The sequence below is a fragment of the Rhodobacter maris genome (genome assembly GCF_900217815.1).
GTDB lineage: Bacteria > Pseudomonadota > Alphaproteobacteria > Rhodobacterales > Rhodobacteraceae > Rhodobacter > Rhodobacter maris.
The window spans coordinates 108,357-129,409 of the sequence record NZ_OBMT01000006.1; the positions used below are offsets into that span (position 1 = coordinate 108,357).

The following is a 21,053-nucleotide window of genomic DNA, read 5'->3' on the forward strand; positions in this document are numbered from 1 at the left end:
TGCAGCATATGTCAGTCTTTCCATGATTTTTCGCCCGGTCGTGATTATAATTCTCAAGGCACTGTGTCTGTAAATACGGGCAGAATTTAATTGGGCGTATTGCTGTGGGGATCTTTTTGGGAGGGCTCTCTTCCATAATATTATGCAGCTTCAAATTATTATTAAAAGCGGAAAAGAGAGTTTTCGCGGTCCGGCGGGAGAGGGGTCAACTCGCCCTGCAGCGCAGCGCGACCAGAAAGCGCGGCAGAAGCTTTTCCCCCGCCGCGGCGAGCCCGAACGCCTGGCCCGAGCGGTGCCATTCGCCGATCAGCCCGTTGATCATCGCCATCTGCGAGACCGCCGCCTGTTCCGGCGTCAGATCCGGGGCAAGTTGCCCCGCCGTGCGTGCCTGGGTCATCAGTTGCACGAGAACGCCGTAAACATGGCCGTTGTGGCGCTCCCGCCAGGGTGCGGTCTCGTCGCCCGGCTGGCCGCTGATCAGGATCAGATGCAACCGCTGCTGGATCGGGTCATTCTCGACCATGGCCAGAAATTCGAGGCCGGTTGCCGCCATGATGCCGAACGGATCCTCGATCGGACCGGCGGCCGCGGCGGCTTCGATCTGGTCGAGCGGCGGCGGCTTGTAGCGCTCGTAGATCGCGTTCAGAACATCAGTCTTGTCTTTGAAATACCAGTAGAACGCACCACGTGTAGCGCCAGCTTCGCGGGCGATCTGCTCCAGCGTCGTTTGCGCGATTCCGCGCACACAAAAGAGCCTTGCCGCCGCATCGAGAATTTTCTCGCGTGTCTGTTCGGCTTCCGCCTTGCTGCGTCTCACCCGCTTTCGCCCCCGCATGTTCCGCATGCCCCCCGCGAGAACCGCCGGGGCTACGTGTCCAGTGTCTCCTCCGGCACGTCCGGGTCAAGCCCGGCGTGCCCGCTCCGCTCCGGTGCCATGGTGCTGCATGGCCGCAGCGGGTCTTGCTGCGACAGGGCGGCGCGGATCCCTCTTTACATCCATACATGAATGTAAGTAAACCCGGTGCAACGCAACAGGCTCCATGACGGGAATCACATATGCAGGACGGGCAGACGGGGCGGCCGCTATCGCGGCGCGCCTTCTTGGCGGGCTCTGCCCTCTCCGGGGCGGCATTGGCGCTGGCGGGTTGCGCGGCGGTCGACTATCGCGCCCCCGCGGCGGATGCGCCCGGCCGCTTCGAGGGCGCGGCACCGGCACGGCGGGCCCGGGCGGGCGAGGGCTGGTGGCGCGCGTTCCAGGAGCCGCAGCTCGATGCGCTGATCGCCGCAGGCGAGGCGCGCAATCTTGATGTGTTGCAGGCCGTGGCTGCCGTCGAGGAGGCGCGCGCGACGCTGATGAGCACGGGCGCCGCCGATCAACCGCAGCTTTCGGGTTCTGCCGGACTGATCCGGGGCGATTCCACCGGGCGGGCGGGGGTAACCACCACGAGCCAGGCGGGGCTTTCAGTCTCCTGGCTTTTCGATCTTTTCGGCGCGAACCGCAATGCCCGTGCGGCGGCGGCGGCGCGGCTTGAGGCGGCCGATCTCTCCGTTGCAGCGGCGCGGCTGGTGATGCAGGAGGCGATCGCGCGCGCCTATGTCGAGCTGCGCTATCAGCAGGCCTCGATCGCGCTCACGCGGCGCTCGCTTGAGAGCCGGCGCAAGAGCCTGGAGCTGACCCGCGTGCAGGTGCAAAGCGGCACCGCGGGGCGGCTGGAGCTTTTGCAGGCCGAGCAGCTCGTGGCCGAGGGCGAGGCGCAGCTTCCGGGCTTTGAGACCGGCTTCGATCAGGCGTTGATCAGCCTCGCCACGCTCACCGCGCAGCGGGTGTCGGAGTTGCGCCCGCGGCTCGAGCGCGGTGCGCCCCAGCCCGCGCCCCGCTACAGGGCCTCGGTCGGTGTGCCCGCGGATGTGCTGCGTGCGCGCCCCGATGTGGCGCTGGCAGAGCGCAGCTATGCCGCGTCGGTGTTCGAGATCGGCGTGGCACAGGCGGCCTTTTATCCCTCGATCAGTCTTTCGGGCACGGTCACGCCCGCCCATATCCGCCGTGGCGGCTCGATCACCGCCTGGACGGTCGGCCCCGCGCTTGATCTGCCGATCTTTACCGGGGGCGCGAATCGTGCAAACCTCCGCGGTGCCGAAGCCCGGGCGGTGCAAGCGAAACTGGCCTGGGAGGCGGCGGTGCTGGTCGCGATCGACGAGGTCGAGAGCGCGCTGGCCGCCTACAACCGTGATGCCCGCAATATCGCCGCGCAGACGCATCTCGTCGAGACCAGCGCCGAGACCGTGGAACTCGCGCGCGCCAATTACAGCCTTGGCGAGGGCGATTTCATGGAGGTTCTCGATGCCGAGCGTTCGGCGCTCTCCGCCCAGCAGAGCCTTGCCGCGGCCCAGGCGCAGCGCGCCGACGATTTCATCACCCTGAGCGCCGCCGCCGGCGGCCTGAACTGAGCGCTCCCGCTCTCCAGATCCCTTCCGATCCTTTCCAGTTCCGGACCCTTCCCATGCGTCTTTCTCTCCCGCTCGGGCTTCTGTGCCTGTCGCTCATTCCTCTCGTTCCGCTTTCCGCCGAGGCCCAGCAGGGCCCCGGCGGGCCTGCGCCCGTCACCGTGATGAGCGCCCATGCGCACGATATCGTGCTGACGGCGCGGCTGCCGGGCCGGATCAAGGCCTCGACCGAGGCGGAAGTGCGCCCGCAGGTTTCGGGGATCCTGAGCGAACGGCTCTTCGACGAGGGCGCCGATGTCGCGAAGGATGCGCCGCTCTACCAGATCGAGGATGAGCCCTATCGCGCCGCGGTGGCGGCCGCGCGCGCCGCGGTGGCGCAGGCGAAGGCGAACCGCGACCTCGCCGCGCTTGAGGAAAAACGCGCCATCGAACTCTTCGGCTCGAATGCAGGCTCGGCGCAGAACCGCGATTCCGCGGTGGCGACGCGTGAAGCCGCCGATGCCGCACTGCAAGCCGCCGAGGCGCAACTGATGAGCGCCACGATCGAGCTCGATCGCACCACGATCCGTGCCCCTATCGGCGGCGTGATCGGCCTCACCCAGGCTACCACCGGCGCGCTGGTCGCCGCGCAGCAGACCACCGCACTGGCCACGATCCGCGTGCTTGATCCGATCCATGTCGATGTCACGCAATCGGCCACCGACATGATGCATTTCACCACTACCCCCGAAGGGCGGGCGATGCGCGCGACCGGCGAGGCGCATCTCGTGCTCGCCGATGGTTCGATCTTCCCGCACAGCGGGCGGCTTGAGGCGGCGGAGCCGCGCGTCGAGCCCACAACCGGCATGGTGACGTTGCGCATGACCTTCCCGAACCCCGATCACGTGCTGCTGCCGGGCATGTATGTGGAGGTGGACCTGCCGCAGGCGAAAGCGCCGGGCGCCTTTGCGCTGCCGCAAAACGTGGTGATGCGCGAGCGCAACGGCGATGCCTATGTCTGGCTCGTCGAGGAGGGCAAGGTCGCCAAGCGCCCGATTGAGATCGGCCGCGCCTCGGGCAATGACTGGATCGTCACCTCCGGGCTCAACGAAGGCGATCAGGTGATCACCTCGGGCTTCCAGAAAACCGGGCCGGGCGCGCCGGTGACGGTGGTGCCCGATACGCCCGCCCCCGCGGCGGGGGCCGCGCCGCAAGCGGAAGGGCAATAACATGTCGCGTTTCTTCATCGACCGTCCGATCTTCGCCTGGGTTCTGGCGTTGGTCGTGATGGGCGTCGGCGTGCTCGCGATCCTGCGTCTGCCGGTGTCGCAATACCCGTCCATCGCCTCGCCCTCGGTGGTGATCCAGGCGACCTATCCGGGCGCCTCCGCCGAAACCGTCACCGATACCGTGGTGCAGGTGGTCGAAAAGCAGATGACCGGCCTTGACGGGCTGCGCTACATCACCTCTGACACCACCTCGACTGGGCGCGCCACGATCACGCTCACCTTCGAGTTGGGCACCGACCCGGACATCGCGCAGGTGCAGGTGCAAAACAAGCTCGCCCAGGCTGAGGCGAGCCTGCCCGAGGCGGTGACCCGGCAGGGGGTGACGGTAGCGAAATCCACCACCGGCTTCCTGATGGTGGTCTCGCTCATTTCACCCGACCATTCGCGCTCGAGCGTGGAGCTTTCCGACTACATGAGCGCCTCGATGGCCGAGAGCTTCTCGCGGCTCGAGGGCGTGGGCACAGTGCGTGTGTTCGGCTCCGAACATGCGATGCGGATCTGGCTCGATCCGCACAAGCTCAAGGCTTATGACATGGGGCCTGACACGGTGATTGCCGCCGTGCAGGGGCAGAACGCGCAGATCTCGGCGGGCGCCTTTGGCGCGCTGCCCGCGCCCGACGGCCAACTGCTCAACGCCACCATCACGGCGCAATCGCTGCTCACCACGCCCGAGGATTTCGAGCGCATCGTTTTGCGTGCCGATACCGATGGCGGGCTCGTGCTTTTGCGCGACGTGGCGCGCGTGGAACTTGGCGCTGAGACTTATGAGGTGAACGGCTATTACAACGGCAGCCCTTCGGCGGGGATGGCGATCCAGCTGGCCTCGGGCGCGAACGCGCTCGACACGGCGGCGCGGGTGAAGGACCGGCTCGACGAGCTGGCGCCGTTCTTCCCGTCGGGCATGCAATATGTGATCCCCTATGACACCACGCCTTTCGTGACGCTCTCGATCGAAGAGGTGGTGCGCACGCTCTTCGAGGCGATCGTGCTCGTGGTGCTGGTGATGCTGCTGTTCCTGCACAACATCCGCGCCACGCTCATTCCCACGCTCGCAGTGCCGGTGGTGCTGCTGGGCACTTTCGGGATCATGGCGGCCTTTGGTTTCACCATCAACACGCTGACGATGCTGGCCATGGTGCTGGCGATCGGGCTTCTGGTCGATGACGCGATCGTGGTGGTCGAAAACGTCGAGCGGATCATGGGAGAGGAGCATCTTTCTCCGCGCGAGGCCACGCGCAAGTCGATGGACGAGATCTCGGGCGCGCTCGTGGGCATTGCGATGGTGCTTTCGGCGGTGTTCGTGCCGATGGCCTTTTTCGGCGGCTCGACCGGGGAGATCTACAAGCAGTTCTCCGTCACCATCGTTTCGGCGATGGCGCTTTCGGTGATGGTGGCGCTGATCTTCACGCCCGCGCTCTGCGCCACCGTGCTCAAGCCCCATGCCGAGGCCAAGGGCGGCATCGCCAACTGGTTCGGCGACCGGTTCGAGCGCCGCTTTACCCGGGTGACGAACGGCTATGGCGGGCTCACCCGCTGGGTGGTGGCCAATCCGTTCAAGGGGGTTGTGCTTTATGCCTGCCTCGTGGCGGCGATGGTGGCGCTTTATCACCGCACGCCGACCTCGTTCCTGCCCGATGAGGATCAGGGCGTGTTGATGACGCTGATCCAGACGCCGTCGGGCACGACGGCGGCCCAGACGAAAAAAGTGGTCGAGCAGGTCGAGCAATATTACCTCAACGCCGAGCATGACAATGTCGAGGCGGTGTTCGCGGTGGTCGGCTTCTCCTTCGCGGGGCAGGGGCAGAACATGGCGATGATGTTCGTGCGTCTGAAAGACTGGTCTGAGCGGCCCGATCCGCAAGACAGCGCCGCAGCGATTGCCGGGCGCGCCTTCGGCCCGCTTATGGGGGGCATCAAGGAGGCGGTGGTGATCCCGATCGTGCCGCCGCCGGTCCTTGAACTCGGCAACTCGAATGGCTTCACCGCCTATCTGCAGGCACGCACCGGCCAGACCCATGACGAGCTTCTGGCCGCACGCAACCAGCTTCTGGGCATGGCAAGCCAGAGCCCGCTCCTGATGGCGGTGCGTCCTAATGGCGTCGAGGATGCGGCGCAGTTCCGCCTCGATATCGACTGGGCGCGGGCCGGCGCCGTTGGCCTCACCGCAGCGGATGTGGGGGCTTTCCTCAACACGATCTGGTCGTCCTCCTATGTGAACGACTTCCTCTACGAGGGCCGGGTGAAGCGGGTCTATGTGCAGGGCGAGCCCTGGGCGCGCACCTCTCCGGCCGATTTCGCGCTGTGGCGGGTGCCGAACCAGAATGGCGATTTCGTCTCGCTTTCGACCTTCGCGACCGAAAACTGGGTGTTCGGCCCGCAGCAGATCACCCGCTACGACGCGCTGCCCGCGATGCAGATCCAGGGCTCGCCGAAACCGGGGATCTCCTCGGGGGAGGCGATGCGGGAGATGGAGCGGCTCGCCGCACAGCTTCCGCCCGGCTTCGCACTGCAATGGACCGGCCTCTCGCTTGAGGAAAAGGAGGCGGGCAATGGTGCGATGGTGCTTTATGCGCTCTCGCTGGCCGCGGTGTTCCTCTGCCTCGCCGCGCTTTATGAAAGCTGGATCATCCCGATCGCGGTGATCGTCGCGATGCCTGTCGGCATCATCGGCGGACTTGTCGGGGCCTGGCTTGGCGGGCAGGCGAACGGGGTCTATTTCCAGGTGGGCCTGCTCACCGTGGTCGGCCTCACCGGCAAGAACGGCATCATGATCGTCGAATTTGCCCGCGACCGGATGCGCACGCTGGGCGAAAGCGCGACCGAGGCGGCGGTGGCCGCGGCCAAGCTGCGGTTCCGCCCGATCCTGATGACCTCGCTCGCCTTCACGCTCGGCGTGGTGCCGCTGGTGCTCTCCACCGGTGCGGGCGCGGGCGCGCGCGAGGCGATCGGTTATACCGTGCTCTTCGGCACGCTCTCGGGGACCGGGCTCGCGATCTTCTACGTGCCGCTCTTCTTCCGCCTGATCAATGCGCTCTTTGCCCGGCGCGGCGCGGCGAAGCCGGAGGCAAAACCCGCGGGCTGAGGGGGGCCGTCACCCTTCGCCCGTGGAGCGGGGCAGTCCTTCGGGGCTGCCCCGTTTCCGTTGCGGTGCGCGGGCTCAAGCGCTGCGGCGCGCGGCAGGGTCCGCCGCGGGCGCGGGCTCCTCGAGCGGATCGTGATACCACACCATCGCGCGCAGATGCCGTGGCAGTTCCGCCTCGTCGAGCGGTTCGGCATAAAGAAAGCCCTGCAATACATCGCAGCCCATCTCGCGCAGAAGCCGCGCCTGTTCGGCGGTCTCCACCCCCTCTGCCACCGTGCGTACATTCTGCGAGGTGGCCAGATCGACGATCATCTTCACCATCCGCCGCGCCCCGGGATCCTCGACAATCGGGGCAACGATCCGGCGGTCGATCTTCAAGGCGGTGGGCGCGATCTGCATCAGCCCGAGAATCGACGCATGCCCCGAGCCGAAATCGTCGATCTCGATGTCGATACCAAGGGCGCGGATCGCTTCGAGATGGCGCCGGAAGGTCTCGCTTTCCTCTTCGACGAGGATGGATTCGACGAGTTCGAAGGCCACCCGCGTCTCGCCCCCGGCCATCCGTTGCGCGGCGCAGAGCACCTCAGGATCGTGCAGATGGCCGGAACTGACGTTGAAGCTGATGCGCGGCACGATCAGCCCTTTTTCGCGCCAGCGCTCCAGCACCGGGGCGGATTTCTGCATCACGATCCGGTCGAGTTCGGGCACGAGGCGCAGTTGCTCGGCCACCGGCATGAACTGACCCGGCCGCAAGAGCCCGAGCGTCGGATGGCGCCAGCGCACCAGCGCCTCCACGCCCACGAGGTTGCCGGTGCGGGCACAGATCTGGGGCTGGAAGAAGGGCACGAATTCATCATTCTCAAGCGCGGCGCGGAAGGCGACCGAGAGTTGCCAGGCCGAGCGGATCTCGGCGGCGACCGTGCCGGTGAACACCTCGATCCGGTTCCGCCCGCTTTCCTTGGCACGGTAGAGCGCGGCATCGGCCCAGATCTGCAGATCGTCCTCGGTTCCAGTGAGATCGGCGGCATAGGCGATGCCGAAGCTCGCCGTAAGCCGCAGCGGCCGGCCGTCGATCTCGAAGGGCACGGCAATGCGGGTGCGGATCGCCTCGGCGCGGCTGCGCGCGGCGGCGCGCAGGTCTCCGCCAGCTTCCTCCGGCGCCAGCACCAGCGAGAATTCGTCGCCACCGATCCGCGCGGCCAGATCGCCGGGGCGCAGATGCGCGCGCAGCACTTCGGCCACATGCCGCAGCACCGCATCGCCCGCCGGATGGCCCAGCGTGTCGTTGATATGTTTGAAATGATCAAGATCGAGCCGGATCAGCGCGCCGCCGGGGCCGACCGCATGGCGCGCCCGCATCTGCAGCTCCTTTACGAAACGGTCGTAATAGCGCCGGTTCGGCAGACCGGTCAGCCCGTCGTGGAGCGCCTGGCGTTCGTTCTCGGCGCGCATCTCCTCGGAGAGGCGATGCGCCTGTTGCAGTTCTTCCTCGCGGCGCACGTCATTGGTGATGTCATGCAGCGCCCCGGTCCAGACCAGCGTGCCATCGGCCTCGATCCGTGGCGTGGCGGACCCGGCGAGCCAGACCGGGCCGCGGCGCGGATGGGACAGCCGCATCCGCATCTGCCAGACCGAAAGCGTTTTCGCGCAGGCTTCGCGCCGGGCAATGCAGGCGGCCCGTTCCCTGGCCGGGAGAAGATCGACAAAACCGTTCGTCAGCCGATCGATGCGCGTGCGCGCCACGCCGATCATGTCGCACAGATGATCGTTCGCATAGGCGAAGGCAGAGTGCCCGTCGGGGAACTGGCGCCATTCGAACAGCCCGACCTGCACGAGGTTCGAGATTGTCGAGAGCTGGGCATGGGCGGCGGCGACCTCGGCAGCGGCGGAGGCGGCGCGATGTTCCATCTCGAGCGGCGCGGTGATGTCCATGATTTTGCCGAACCATGCCACCGAGCCATCGGCGCGCGCGACCGGGTTGGCATCGACATGCAGCCAGATCCGGCCCTTGGTCGGATGCTCGACCCTGTGGCGGAACTCCACCCGTTCGAGCGCCACGCAGGAACGCGCATAGGCGGCGCGCACCTCGGCGGCATCCTCGGGCGGCACATAGCGGAAATAGGTATCGGAGCTGGCGCGCAGATCGGCGGCATCGACCCCCAGAAGCCGCGCCATCTGCCGGGTGAAAAACGCAAAGATCGGACGGCTGCCGCCCCAGCGGAATTCAAACAGCGCGCCGGGGCTGTTTTGTGCCACCGCGTCGATCGTGTCATGCGCGATCTGGAGCGCCTGAGCCATCTCGGCGGTGCGGCTTTCGCTGCGTTTGAGCTCGTCGATGTCGATATGTGCGCCGGTCAGAAGCGGCGCGAGACCGAGGGCGTCCCGTTCGATCCGGCGTCCGACGGTGCGGTACCAGTGGTAGCTGCCGTCATGATGGCGCAGACGGTGCTCGCGTTGAAATACCGTGGCACGGCCCTCGATCACCTCGGCCATGTCGAACATCGTCGCCGGAAGATCCTCGGGATGGATCAGCGCGCGCAGCCCCTTGAGCGTGGCGGGCACTTCGCCCGGCTCGTATCCGAGCAGGTGATAGGCGTCATCGGGCGCCCAGCCCGGGGCGTCGCCGCATACGAGCCGCCAATGCGCGATCCGCCCGGCGCTGGCGGAAGTGCGCAAAAGCGCCTCGCCTTCTTCGGCGCGCATCCGCGCCTCCTCGACCTCGGCCAGCGCCTGCGCAAGCCGCACCTCGGCACTCATTCTGGCGTCAATATCGGTCAGGCTGCCGCAAATCAGTCGTCCGGGCTGGCTTTCGCTCGGACGCAGTTTGCGACCGCAGGCATGGAACCACTTCCAGCGGCCATCCTTGCAGGCGAGCCGGTAGTCGATCTCGAAACGTGCGCTGCGGTCATCAAGCAGCGCTTCCATCGCGGCGATGGTGGCGGCACGGTCCTCAGGATGGAGCCGCGCGCGCAACCACGCCAGATCAAGCGTGACTTCGCCCGGCTCAAAACCGAGCAAGCTGAAGTAGCTCTCCGTGGCCCACATCCGCCGGGTCGCGATCTCGTAATACCAGTGCCCGATCTCGGCAGGGGTGCTCACCGCACGCCAGAGCGCTTCCACCTCGGGCAGCACCACCTCGCGTTCGGGGATCGGCCTTGGCTTCGCCGCCAGCGCGAGGGGCGCGTCATGTCCGGGCTCGTCCGTGATGCCAGCGTCTCGAAGGTCCTGCACTCTCCGACCCTTTCCGGTCAGTTCCCCTGCCGAACTCATTTTCTGCTGTGATGACTAATGAAAGGTTAACACGCGCAATTCTGGAAAAATTCATTTCAAGTTGCACGAATCGAACACCCGGAAACCGGCCCGGCGCGCAGATGCCGCCGGGCCGTGGGGTCAACTGCCCGGGGCGCGCCACATCGCCTCGGTGATCCCGTGATCAACGAGTGCTTTCTGCGCCGCATAGGCTGTCTGCCAGCGCGCGCGCGCCTCGTCATAGAGCGCGCGATTGGCCGTGTTGGGCAGGACCGAGCGGTCCCAGCGCACGAAGGCCCGTCCGGCCTCTGCGAGGCTGGAAAACTGACCCACCCCCGTTGCCGCCGCCGCCGCACCGCCAAGTGCGGTCGCCTCGCGCACCTGCGGAATGCGGATCTCGCGGCCCGTCACATCGGCAAGGATCTGCGGCCAGAGCAGGCCCTTGGCCGCGCCTCCCGCCAGCGTGAGCGGGCCGCTGCCGCCCACCCCTGCAAAAGCCTCGACCCGGGCGAGGTTCACCGCCGCCACGATCGCGGCATTTTCCTGAATCGCGCGGAAGATCGCGCCCTTGCCGGATTTCTCCGGGTCGATCGAGAGGTTCAGGAGCGAGGGCGCGGCGTGATACCAATTGCCGAAATCCATCGCATCGGAATAGATCGGGATGATCCCATGCGCGCCCGGCGGCACCTGCATGGCAAGCTCTTCCATCAGCGCATAGGCATCGCGGCCCGTCTCGGTGGCGCGTTTGACCTCCTCCTGGCAAAATGCGTCGCGGAACCAGCGCGCGGTGAGCCCCACGAAAAAGCTCAGCGCCTCGGCCTGGTTCATGCCTGCGACGGCGGCCGAGTTCACGCGCAGCCGCATCGTCTCGTCGACCTTGCCTTGCGGGATGTTGACGACCTGTTGCCAGAAGGTGCCGCCCAGCACCGCGGCAGAGCCAAGCTCCACCACGCCAAGCCCGATCGCGCCAAGCTGCACATCGCCGCCTCCCGCGATCATCGGCGTGCCCTCGGCAAGGCCGGTTTCCGCTGCGGCGGCGGCCGTCACATGGCCGACAAGCGCCCCCGGCTCGACAATGCGCGGAAAGATCGCCCGGTCGAGCCCGGCCTTCGCGATCAGCGCTTCCGACCAGTTGCGGGTGGTGAGATCGAGAAGCCCGTTGGTCGAGCCATTCGTCGGTTCCACCGTGATCTCACCGGTCAGCTTCGCGCCGATCCAGTCGTTCACCATCGAGAGCGCGCGGACACGTTCGAAGATTTCGGGCGCATGGCGGCGCACCCAGTTGAGGCGCGGCAGCGCGCCAAGCGCGAAGGTCTCGCCCGAGACAGCATAAAACGCGCGCTCGAAATCGGCGCCCTGCGCGCGCAGCGCCTTCACCTCTTCGGTGGCGCGGCTGTCGACATTGGCGCAGGCCCAGATCTCGCGGCCCGCCCCGTCATAAAGCACGATCGCCTCGCGCATCGAGGTGGCGGAGATCGCGGCAATATCGCTGCCCGTCAGCCCCGCCTGCGCGAGTGCGCCCTTGATGCAGCGCGTGAGCAGCGCCCAGCCGCCCCGCACGTCAAAAGCCATCGAACCGGGCACGCCTTCCTCGGGCAGATGGCGCCATTCTTCCTGCGCGACGCCGCATTGGCGCCCCTCGCGATCAAACACGACAGCACGGCCGGAGCCGGTTCCGGCATCCAGAACAAGCAGGTGGGTTTTCATCAGATCCTCCGCAACAGATCCCGCGCCGTCGGCTCGTCGGTCACCAGAATATTGGCAAGCCGACCCCGCAACAGGCCCAGAATCGCTTCCACTTTTTCAGGCCCCGCGGCGGCAGCCACCACCGAGGGGATCTGGCGCATGTCCTGCGGCGTCACGGCGACAACGTGGCGGTGCACCTCAAGATCGAGGATCTGCCCGTCACGGTCATAGAAATAGCCCAGAATATCGCCCACCGCGCCGCGCCGGGTGAAAAGCTCGATCTCGGTGGCGGTGCAATAGCCGTAGCGCACCAGCGTGGCCGAGCGCGCCACCGAGCCCACGCCGATCATCGCGAGCTTCGCGGTCAACGCCATGTCGAGCACATGGCGCACATAGGGTTCGAGCCGGAGCATCTCCGCCAGTTCGGGCGAGGAAACGCGGAGCGGCGTCGGAATCAGATGGGCAAAGCCCTGCGGCCCGTAAAGCCCGGTCGTGCCGATATAGGCGGAAACGCCGCCCGTGAGGCTGACAAGCGAGATGTTCGATTGCGGGAACACCGGCGCCATGTAGCGCAGCGTGGTCGAGGTGGCATCGCCCCAGCCGATCGCGAGAAGATCATTGGGCACGAGATGCTGCATCAGGAGGCTTGCCGCGGCGCGGCCGATCCGCGCTGCCCCGGCTGTGCCCACCGGGGCGGCGGGCACCACGCGCGCATCGGCGAGCCCGAAGGCGGCGATCAGCTCTTCCTGCAGCGCCATGCTGCCCTGATGCGGTGAGTTGATGCGCAGCTCGATCAATCCGCTCTGGCGGCCCTTTTCCAGAAGCCGCGAGACTTTGATGCGCGAGACGCCCAGCATGTCCGCAATCTGGTTCTGCGTCAGCCCGTCGTTGTAATAGTACCATGCGGCACGGCTGATCTGCTCGATCTCTTCTGCATCCAGCACTGCCGCACCGTCTTGCGGTGCTGTGACCTGGCTCATCCTCCGGTCCTCCCGGTGAGCAGAGGATCACTTGATGATCAATCTGTCAATAATGGAGCGCCGAAATTCGCTGTCATGCGCTACCATGCAGGATTTCACCCTCTGTTCCCGCTTGACAGATGTGATCAAAAAGATTTGCATGGAACAAATGATCGGTAGCAGAGTCCCGAGCCAGACGGCTCGCCGCCGATCTCCCCATCTGCGTGGAGGCAGTGGGGGAGGAGGAAAAGGGCTCGTCGCGAGGAGGCGTTCGATGTTCGTTCAATTTGTCCACATCCGGGTCAAACCGGGCTGCGTGCAGGACTTCCATGATGTGTTCCGCATCAATTTCGAGGGCACGCGCGCCGAGCCGGGCAATTACCGGTTTGATGTGCTGCAAGACCCCCAGGACGACCATCACTTCGTGATCTACGAAGCCTTCGCCGATGAGGCCGCGGTCGATGCTCATCGCAAGACGCCCCATTACGCCAAGGTTGTCGAAGGGCTTGCCAAGATCCAGATCGGCGGCCGCGAGAAGGATTATTACCGCATGATCATGCCCGATCATGCGGCGGCGCTGAACGGGGAGTAAGCGTCATGATCAGCGTGACCCGCGCTCTGCGGGCCCGCGCGCGTGGCATCGGGGTGGGCGTCTTTGCCGCCCCGGCTGCGGCGATGGGAGCTGCGCTCGACGCCCTCGACGGGCTCGAGGTGGTGCATTTCGATATCATGGATGGGGTGTTCGTGCCGCAACTGACGGGCGGAGCGGCCTTTGTGGCGGCGCTCGGCACCGAGGTGCTGCGCGATGTGCATCTGATGGTGGCCAATCCGTCGGCGCAGGTGGCAGGCTTTGCCGCGGCGGGCGCCGATATCATCACCGTGCATGCCGAGGCGCCGGGCGCGGCCGAGGCGCTGGCGCGCGTGCGCGCCGAAGCCGAACGGCTCGGGCGCCCGATCCTTGCCGGGCTTGGCGTGATGCCGGGCACGGAGATCGCGGATCTCGATGCGCTTTTGGCGCTGGAGCCCGACCTTGTTCTGGTGCTGGCGCTCGACCCGCGCGACGGGGCGCCTGCCAATGTGCCTGAAGCCGCGGCCCGGCTCGCGGCGCTGCGGGCGCGCTGTGCGCCTTTTGCGCCGGTGCTCGCGATTGACGGTGGCATCACCGACAAGAGCATCGAGGCCGCCTGTGCCACGGGCGCCGATCTCGTCGTGTCGGGCAGTGCGATCTTCAAGGCGGCGGATCCGGCCGAGATGCTGGCGCGGCTGTCTGCCGTGCGCGCCGCCAATGATCTGGGGGGCGATCATGCAAAGTGAAAGCAAAACCCCGCTGGTGGCCCTGCGCGGCATCTGGAAGGTGTTCGAAAGCGTCACCGTGCTGCGCGGCATCGATTTCGAGATCTATCCCGGTCAAGTGCATGCGCTTTTGGGCGGGAATGGTTCGGGCAAGTCGACCATCGTGAAGATCATCTCCGGCGCCTACAAGCCAACCGCCGGGGCGGTCGAGGTGGGCGGTGTTCCGGTCGCGCTTGGCAAGCCCTCGGAGGCCCATGCCAAGGGCATCTATATGGTGCCGCAGGAGCCGCATATCTTCCCGAACCTCACGGTGCTGGAAAACCTCACGATGGGGCTTGCGGGCGAGCGCGCGGAGAATGCGCGCCGTGCTGAAAAGCTTGCCGCCGAGATCGGGCTTGAGGTCGATTTCTCCGCCCCCGGAGGCGAGCTTTCGATTGCCAACCAGCAGCTTGTGGAGATCGTGCGGGGGCTGTTGCGCAATGCGCATGTGCTGATCCTCGACGAGCCGACCTCGTCGCTCACGCGCCGCGAGGTCGCGAGCCTTGCCGCCGAGGTGAAACATCTCACCGCGCAGGGGATCGGCATTCTCTTCATCTCGCACCGGCTGAACGAAGTGCTCGAGATGTCCGACCGCGTGTCCGTGCTGCGCGACGGCCATTTCGTGCTGTCGCGCCCGGCCTCCGAGCTCACCGCCGACCAACTGGTCGAGGCGATGTTGCCCGAGGATTTCACGCCGCCCGCGGCGGACGCCAAAACCTCCTGCAAGGTCGCCGGAGCGGCGCCGGTTCTGGAGGTGAAAGGGCTTTCGGGCCGTGCCTTCCGCGATGTGAACTTTGAGGTCTATCCCGGTGAAGTGGTTGGGATTTCCGGCGTTGTCGGATCGGGGCGGACGGAATTTGCCGAGGCAATCTTCGGCATTGATACCGAGGCCACGGGCGAGGTGATCATCGCCGGCAAAACGGCGCCCGAACGCTCGCCGCAGATCTGCCAGCAGATGGGGCTTTCCTATGTTCCCGAAGACCGGCATGCGCATGGGATCTTTCTGGCGCTGCCCTCGGCGCAAACGATCTCTTCGGGGCTGATGTCGCTGCCCGGCGCACGCTTCATGAGCGAGGCGGAGGAGCACAAGCTCGCCAACGGGTTCATTGACCGGCTGCGCATCAAGCTCTCCTCGCCGATGCAATCAGCCAAAACGCTCTCCGGCGGCAACCAGCAAAAGATCGTGCTGGCGAAAACCCTCGCGCCCGCGCCGCGGGTCGTCATTCTGGACGAACCCACCCGCGGCATTGATGCGCGGGCGCGCCAGGATGTGTACCGGATCATCCGCGAACTCACCGCTGATGGCGTGGGCGTTGTCGTGATCTCCTCCGAAGTGGGCGAGATCGCCGAGGTCAGCGACCGGGTCTTGATCATGAAACGCGGCCGCTTGGGCGCCTTGCCCGAGGGCATCACGGCGGTCGAGCAGATCTCGGCGGCCACCTTTGATGCGAAGGGAGGCGCAGGAGCATGATGAGACTTCTGAAAAGCCGCGAGCTGCTGGTGCTGATCCTGCTGGTTGGCATGATCTTCGCCGTGGCCACGCAAAACCACGCGGTGCTGCGCCCGCTCACGCTGATCAACATCGTCAACTCGTCCCTCTTCCTGATGCTGATCGCGGTGGGGCAGATGTTCGTGGTGCAGACGCGCGGCATCGACGTTTCGGTCGGCGCGATCGCAGGCCTCTCGGCGGTGATCTTCGGCTTTGCGCTGAACGCGGGTCTTCCGCTGCCGCTCGCCATGCTCTGCGCGCTCGCCACCGGCGCCGCCGCGGGGGCGGTGAACGCGGTGGGCGTGGTCTTTGTCGGCATTCCGCCGATCATCATGACGCTCGGCACGCTCGGCGCTTACCGCGGCTTCATGCGGGTGCTGACGGGCGGAAGCTGGATCGAGTCGATCCCGCAAAGCATCAAGAGCTTTGCCGTCACCCGCTATCTGCATGTGCCGCTGATGGTCTGGGCCGTTGCCGTGCTGGTGATCGTGGTGGCCGTGCTGCTCTGGCGGGTGCGCGCCGCGCGCAACTTCTATGCGGTGGGGGACAATGCCGATGGCGCCTATCTCCTCGGCATCAACGTCAAGGCCACGCGCTTTGCCGCCTTCACCCTCTCGGGCCTCTTTGCGGGGGCGGCGGCCATCGTCTTTGTCGGCCAGATCGGCTTTGTGCCGATGCAGACCGGCAACGGGCAGGAACTCAAGGCGATTGCGGCCGTGGTGCTCGGCGGCGTCAGCCTGATGGGCGGCACCGGCACGGTCTGGTCGGCGGTGATCGGCGCGCTGTTCCTGACGGCAGTCGATTCCATGATGATCTTCCTGCATGTGCCGGGAAGCTGGAACAATGCCGTGGCGGGCGCCGTGCTCCTTGGCATCGTTGTCTTTGACTACCTGATCCGCCGCACCGTCCATAACCGTCAACTCGCCGCCCGTGCCGCCGAGATGCGCCGTGCCGAGGCGGATCAGGAGCGCGCCTCCTCTGCCACCAAAACCCGGGAGATGGCATCGTGAAACACTCTGTCTTCAAGAGCTGGGAGGCGATGCTGGCCGTCGTGCTGGTGGTCGAGCTTGGCGTCCTTGGCCTGATCAACCCCGCCTTCCTCAATGTCGAGAACCTGCTCTTTTCCACCTCGGATTTCGCGCATGTGATCATTTGCGCGGTGGGGCTGACGCTGGTGATCATGACCGGGGGCATGGACATTTCCGGCGTCTCGGTGATGGGGCTCTCCTCGATCGTGCTCGGCCTTGCCTATGTGGCGGGGGTGCCGATCTGGGGCGGCGTGGCGCTTGCGCTCGTGGTCGGGCTCTGTGCCGGGGCCTTCAATGGTGCGGTGATCGCCAAGACCGACGTGAACCCGCTCGTGATCACGCTCGCCATGCTCTTCTTCTACGCCGGGCTCGCCTCGGGTCTGCCGACGCTGCTCGACATGATGGGCTTTGCCGTGGCCGGGGCAGGGGGATTTGAGGCCTATCAATACGAGGGCATCTCGGGCCTGCCGAAAACCTTCACCTGGGTCGGCACGGGGGCGCTTGGCTGGGTGCCGGTGCCGCTGATCATCACCGTGACCCTCGCGGCGGGCGCCACCTGGCTCATGCATCGCACCCGCTTTGGCCGGTTCCTGAAGCTGATCGGTGTCTCCGATCCGGTGGCGCGCTTTACCGGCGTGCCGGTGACGCGGACGCTCGTGACCGTCTATGCGCTCAACGGCTTTGCCTGTGCCGTCGCGGGGCTCGTGCTGAGCGCCTATTTCACCTCGGCCCGCGCCGATCTGGGGGCGGAGGCGCTTTTGAACATCATCACCGCCGTGGTGCTGGGCGGCTCGTCGATCTACGGCGGGCAGGGCTCGGTGCTGGGCACCTTCCTTGCGGGGCTGGTGCTCGGTTTCCTGCGCCAAGGGCTTCTGGCGCTCGGCATCAGCTCGGATGTCGTGCCGGTGATCGTCGGCGTGCTGCTGATCGGATCGGTGGCGCTGAAAATCGGTATGGGGGTGCTGGCCAGCCGGCGCGCCAACCGCACCGCCTATGAAGCAGAGCTTCGGGCGGTGGGAGGAAATGGCTGACGCCCGTGCCGGGCGTTGGCCGCAGAGGCCGGGGCTGTGGCCCCGGCAGGGAAGACCAAGCGGAGGAACTACCATGACTTTCGGACGTATCGTGACCGGGCTTGCCATTGCCTCGCTCACCACGGCGCTCACCACCTTCTCGGCCAGCGCCGACGGGTCGCGCGTCGCCTTCATCCCGAAGCTGACCGGGGTCGGCTTCTTTGAAAGCGGCGGCAAGGGCGCGCTCGAGATGGGCAAGACGCTCGGCATCGACGTGAAATATGACGGGCCGAGCGAGGCCTCTGTCTCGGGTCAGGTCGAATTCATCAACAACTTCGTCAATCAGGGCTACAACGCCATCGCAATCTCGGCGCTCTCGCCCGAGGGGCTGTGTGAATCGCTCAAACGCGCGATGGACAAGGGCGTGAAAGTGCTGACCTGGGACAGTGACACCACCCCCGCCTGCCGCAGCTACTACATCGACCAGGGCACGCCCGCCCAGCTTGGCGCGCTGCTCGTTCAGATGACCGCCGAGCAGATGGACGACCCGACCGCGCCGAAGAAAGTGGCTTTCCACTATTCCTCGCCGACGGTGACGGACCAGAACCAATGGGCCGAAGAGGCGAAGGCGATCATCGCACGCGATTATCCGAGCTGGGAAATCGTCGCGACCGAATTCTCCAACCAGGATGCGCAAAAGGCCGTGCAGGTGCCGACCGCGCTCTACCAGACCTATCCCGATCTCGACGCGATCATCTGCCCCGATGCGAACGCCCTTCCGGGCTCCGCGCAGGCGGCTGAAAACCTCGGGCTTGGCGGCTCGATCATCGTCACCGGCTTCTCGACGCCCAACACCATGCGGCAATATGTCAAGTCCGGCACGGTGAAGGAATTCGGCCTCTGGGATGTGGTCATGCAGGGCAAACTTGCCGTCTATGTGGCTGATCAGCTTGCAAATGGTGCCAATTGGGCCATCGGCGACAAGCTCGACGTGCCCGGCGTCGGCACCGTTGAAATCTCTCCCAACTCGGTGCAGGGCTATGACTATGAAGCACCGAACAACGGCATCATCCTGTTGCCGGAACGCACCGTCTTCACCGCCGAGAATATCGACAACTTCGATTTCTGAGGCGTGATCCCCGCCGCCCGCCCCCCGGGCGGCGGGTTCCATGACCCCGGCCGGTGCGCTCGCGCGTGCCGGCCAGAATCTGCCAATGAAAGGATCCTCCATGGCCGATCTCGACGACATCAAGGAAGGCAAGGATTTCGGGCTCGACAAGCCGGCCGACCTGCAGGGCTTCTATCTCAAAGGGGCCGCCCATTACGATTGGGGCATGAAGAACCGCCTTTCCCGGATCTTCAACCCGAAGACCGGCCGCACCGTGATGCTGGCCTTTGACCACGGCTATTTCCAGGGCCCGGCGACCGGGCTGGAGCGGATGGATCTCAATATCCTGCCGCTGTGCGACTATGCCGATGTGCTGATGTGCACGCGCGGCGCGCTGCGCTCGACCGTGCCGCCGACCAACACCAAACCGGTGGCGCTGCGCTGCTCGGGCGGCAACTCGATCCTGACCGAGCTTTCGAACGAGACCGTCGCGGTGGAAATCGAGGATGCGATCCGGCTCGGCGTCTGCGCGATGGCGGCGCAGGTCTATATCGGCTCGGAATATGAGCACAAGTCGATCACCAACGTGCTCAAGCTGATCGACACCGGCACCCGCTACGGCATCCCGACGCTCGCGGTGACCGGGGTTGGCAAGGACATGGCGCGCGACGCGCGCTATTTCGGCCTCGCCACCCGGATCGCGGCCGAGCTCGGCGCGCATTACGTGAAGACCTACTTTGTCGAAGAGGGCTTCGAGAAGGTCGCCGCAGGCTGCCCGGTGCCGCTCGTGATCGCCGGTGGCAAGAAGCTCCCCGAGCTTGAAGCGCTTGAAATGGCGTATAAAGCCATTGATCAGGGCGCGGCGGGCGTCGACATGGGCCGCAACATCTTCCAGTCGGAAGCGCCGATTGCGATGATTCAGGCGGTGACCAAGGTGGTGCATGAGAACTTCACCGCCAAGGAAGCCTATCAGCTCTTCCTCGATCTCAAACAGGCCGGCTGATCCACTCACGAGGCAGCCGTGCCGGGCGCCCCGAGCCTCTGGCTCCGGGGCGCCCACATTTTTTTAGCCGTGCAGGAAGTGCAGTGCGGTGAAGTCGCGCCGCCATGCCGCCACCTCGGCGGCGAGCGCCGCGGGATCATTGGCGCGCAGCGCTTTCGCGATCAACCCCGCCATCCGCGGCATCTCGGCCGGGGTCAGGCCAAAGCGGCAGATTTCGGGCGTGCCGAAGCGCAGCCCGTTGAGATCCCCCGCCACCGGATCGCGCGGCAGCCCGATGCCGCAGGCAAGGAACCCGGCTTGGCGAAGCTTCCGTGCGGCGGCCTGCCCGCCGCCCAGATCCGCCGCCTCAAGCGCGAATTGATGCGAGCCGGTGATGCCCTGCGCGGTGCGGAACGGGGTGAGCCCCTCGGCTTCGAGGGCCGCGGCGAGGGCCTGCGCCATCGCCACCATCCGCGCCGCATAGGCTTGGCCGAAATCGCGCCAATCCAGCAAGCCCACCGCCAGCGCCGCCACCCGGCCCGCGTCGAAATTCGCGGTGAGGCCGGGATAGGCGATTGCCTCGAGCCGCTCGGCCAGGGCCGGGTCATTCGTCAGCACAAGCCCGCCCGCAGGCCCGCCAAGGCTCTTGTAGGTGCTCATCGTCATCAGATCCGCGCCCTGCGCCAGCGGATCGGGGAAGACCCCGCCCGCGATCATGCCGCATTGATGCGCGGCATCGAAGAGCAGCTTTGCCCCCACCTCGTCGCAGATCGCGCGCAAGGCGGGCACCGGATGCGCCCAGAGGTTCAAGCTCTGCCCGATCGTGATCAGCTTCGGGCGCACCTGCCGCGCAAGCGCCGCGAGCCCTTGCAAATCAACCGTGTAGCCATCCGCATCGACCGGCGCCTCGAAGATTTCGAGCCCGTAGAGCCCGGCAGCGCCCGCGGCATGGTGGGTGACATGGCCCGCAATCGCGGCAGGCGGCGCGATGATCGCATCACCGGGCGCGCAGGTCGCCATGAAGGCATAAAGGTTTGCCAGCGCGCCGGAGCCAACACGGATCTCGGCAAAACGGGCCGAAAACACCGCGCAGGCGAGATCTTGGGCGATCACCTCGATCTCCTCGATCGCCTCCAGCCCGGTTTCGTATTTCTCGCCCGGATAGCCGAGCGAGGGGCGTGTACCGAGCCCGGCAGACAGCAGCGCCTCTGCGCGCGGGTTCATCACATTGGTGGCGGGGTTGAGGTTGAAACAATCGCGCTCGTGGATCTCGCGGCTCCTGGCGGCGAGGGCCTCGATCCGGGCCGTAAGCGTGGCGCTTGGTGCGCCGTCGAGGGCCGTTTCAATCTCGGCAATGCGGGTCTTTGCGGCTTCGGGAAGCCAAGGGCGGGGGGCGGATGCGGTCATCGGGGTCT

15 protein-coding genes are annotated in these 21,053 nt (G+C 66.1%); 10 read left to right on the forward strand and 5 right to left on the reverse strand.

What is annotated here, in order from left to right; all coding sequences use genetic code 11:
• Nucleotides 1–205 precede the first annotated feature (205 nt).
• A complete protein-coding gene (locus CRO22_RS10370; protein WP_217991890.1) occupies nt 206–817 on the reverse strand; it encodes a TetR family transcriptional regulator in 612 nt (203 codons plus the stop codon).
• Nucleotides 818–1,101: 284 nt separating this feature from the next.
• Between CRO22_RS10370 and CRO22_RS10375 the strand changes: the two genes are divergently transcribed.
• From CRO22_RS10375 to CRO22_RS10385, 3 genes are read left to right on the forward strand one after another with little or no spacing between them, the layout of a single operon-like run.
• A complete protein-coding gene (locus tag CRO22_RS10375) occupies nt 1,102–2,448 on the forward strand; it encodes an efflux transporter outer membrane subunit (protein WP_245860942.1) in 1,347 nt (448 codons plus the stop codon).
• Nucleotides 2,449–2,501: 53 nt separating this feature from the next.
• Nucleotides 2,502–3,653, forward strand: a complete 1,152-nt coding sequence (locus CRO22_RS10380; protein ID WP_097070075.1) for an efflux RND transporter periplasmic adaptor subunit — start codon at nt 2,502–2,504, stop codon at nt 3,651–3,653.
• 1 nt (nt 3,654) lies between these two features.
• Complete coding sequence (locus CRO22_RS10385) at nt 3,655–6,795, forward strand: efflux RND transporter permease subunit (RefSeq protein WP_097070076.1); 3,141 nt, start codon at nt 3,655–3,657, stop codon at nt 6,793–6,795.
• A 75-nt stretch (nt 6,796–6,870) separates the two neighbouring features.
• On the opposite strand, the gene CRO22_RS10390 is transcribed toward CRO22_RS10385, so the two are convergent.
• The 3 genes from CRO22_RS10390 to CRO22_RS10400 all read right to left on the reverse strand — a co-directional run bounded on the left by CRO22_RS10390 (nt 6,871) and on the right by CRO22_RS10400 (nt 12,710).
• Complete coding sequence (locus CRO22_RS10390) at nt 6,871–10,026, reverse strand: EAL domain-containing protein (RefSeq protein ID WP_176518613.1); 3,156 nt, start codon at nt 10,024–10,026, stop codon at nt 6,871–6,873.
• A gap of 159 nt (nt 10,027–10,185) precedes the next feature.
• On the reverse strand, nt 10,186–11,751 hold the full coding sequence (gene lsrK / locus CRO22_RS10395; protein ID WP_097070078.1) for an autoinducer-2 kinase: 1,566 nt from the start codon (nt 11,749–11,751) through the stop codon (nt 10,186–10,188).
• Nucleotides 11,751–12,710 (reverse strand): sugar-binding transcriptional regulator, encoded by a 960-nt coding sequence (locus CRO22_RS10400; RefSeq protein ID WP_097070079.1) that lies wholly within the window; start codon nt 12,708–12,710, stop codon nt 11,751–11,753. Before CRO22_RS10400 ends, lsrK begins: the two co-directional genes overlap by 1 nt.
• A gap of 253 nt (nt 12,711–12,963) precedes the next feature.
• On the opposite strand from CRO22_RS10400, the gene CRO22_RS10405 reads away from it, so the two are divergent.
• From CRO22_RS10405 to lsrF, 7 genes are all read left to right on the forward strand, one after another.
• Complete coding sequence (locus CRO22_RS10405; protein WP_097070080.1) at nt 12,964–13,281, forward strand: antibiotic biosynthesis monooxygenase; 318 nt, start codon at nt 12,964–12,966, stop codon at nt 13,279–13,281.
• A gap of 5 nt (nt 13,282–13,286) precedes the next feature.
• Nucleotides 13,287–14,003: an orotidine 5'-phosphate decarboxylase / HUMPS family protein gene (locus CRO22_RS10410; RefSeq protein ID WP_097070081.1), complete on the forward strand. Its 717-nt coding sequence runs from the start codon at nt 13,287–13,289 to the stop codon at nt 14,001–14,003.
• Nucleotides 13,993–15,492 carry a sugar ABC transporter ATP-binding protein gene (locus tag CRO22_RS10415; RefSeq protein WP_097070139.1) on the forward strand — a complete coding sequence of 500 codons (1,500 nt, stop codon included), beginning with the start codon at nt 13,993–13,995 and terminating at the stop codon, nt 15,490–15,492. Before CRO22_RS10410 ends, CRO22_RS10415 begins: the two co-directional genes overlap by 11 nt.
• Nucleotides 15,489–16,520, forward strand: a complete 1,032-nt coding sequence (locus tag CRO22_RS10420) for an ABC transporter permease subunit (protein WP_097070082.1) — start codon at nt 15,489–15,491, stop codon at nt 16,518–16,520. The genes CRO22_RS10415 and CRO22_RS10420 overlap by 4 nt, the downstream gene beginning before the upstream one ends.
• Nucleotides 16,517–17,569, forward strand: a complete 1,053-nt coding sequence (locus CRO22_RS10425) for an ABC transporter permease (protein WP_097070083.1) — start codon at nt 16,517–16,519, stop codon at nt 17,567–17,569. The genes CRO22_RS10420 and CRO22_RS10425 overlap by 4 nt, the downstream gene beginning before the upstream one ends.
• Before the next feature lie 73 nt (nt 17,570–17,642).
• Nucleotides 17,643–18,677 carry an autoinducer 2 ABC transporter substrate-binding protein LsrB gene (gene lsrB, locus CRO22_RS10430; protein ID WP_097070084.1) on the forward strand — a complete coding sequence of 345 codons (1,035 nt, stop codon included), beginning with the start codon at nt 17,643–17,645 and terminating at the stop codon, nt 18,675–18,677.
• 85 nt (nt 18,678–18,762) lie between these two features.
• Nucleotides 18,763–19,659: a 3-hydroxy-5-phosphonooxypentane-2,4-dione thiolase gene (lsrF, locus tag CRO22_RS10435; protein ID WP_245860943.1), complete on the forward strand. Its 897-nt coding sequence runs from the start codon at nt 18,763–18,765 to the stop codon at nt 19,657–19,659.
• A 63-nt stretch (nt 19,660–19,722) separates the two neighbouring features.
• Here lsrF and CRO22_RS10440 read toward each other — a convergent pair whose 3' ends face one another.
• Nucleotides 19,723–21,045, reverse strand: coding sequence for a serine hydroxymethyltransferase (locus CRO22_RS10440; protein ID WP_097070140.1), 1,323 nt, complete (start codon nt 21,043–21,045; stop codon nt 19,723–19,725).
• Between the last annotated feature and the right edge of the window lie 8 nt (nt 21,046–21,053).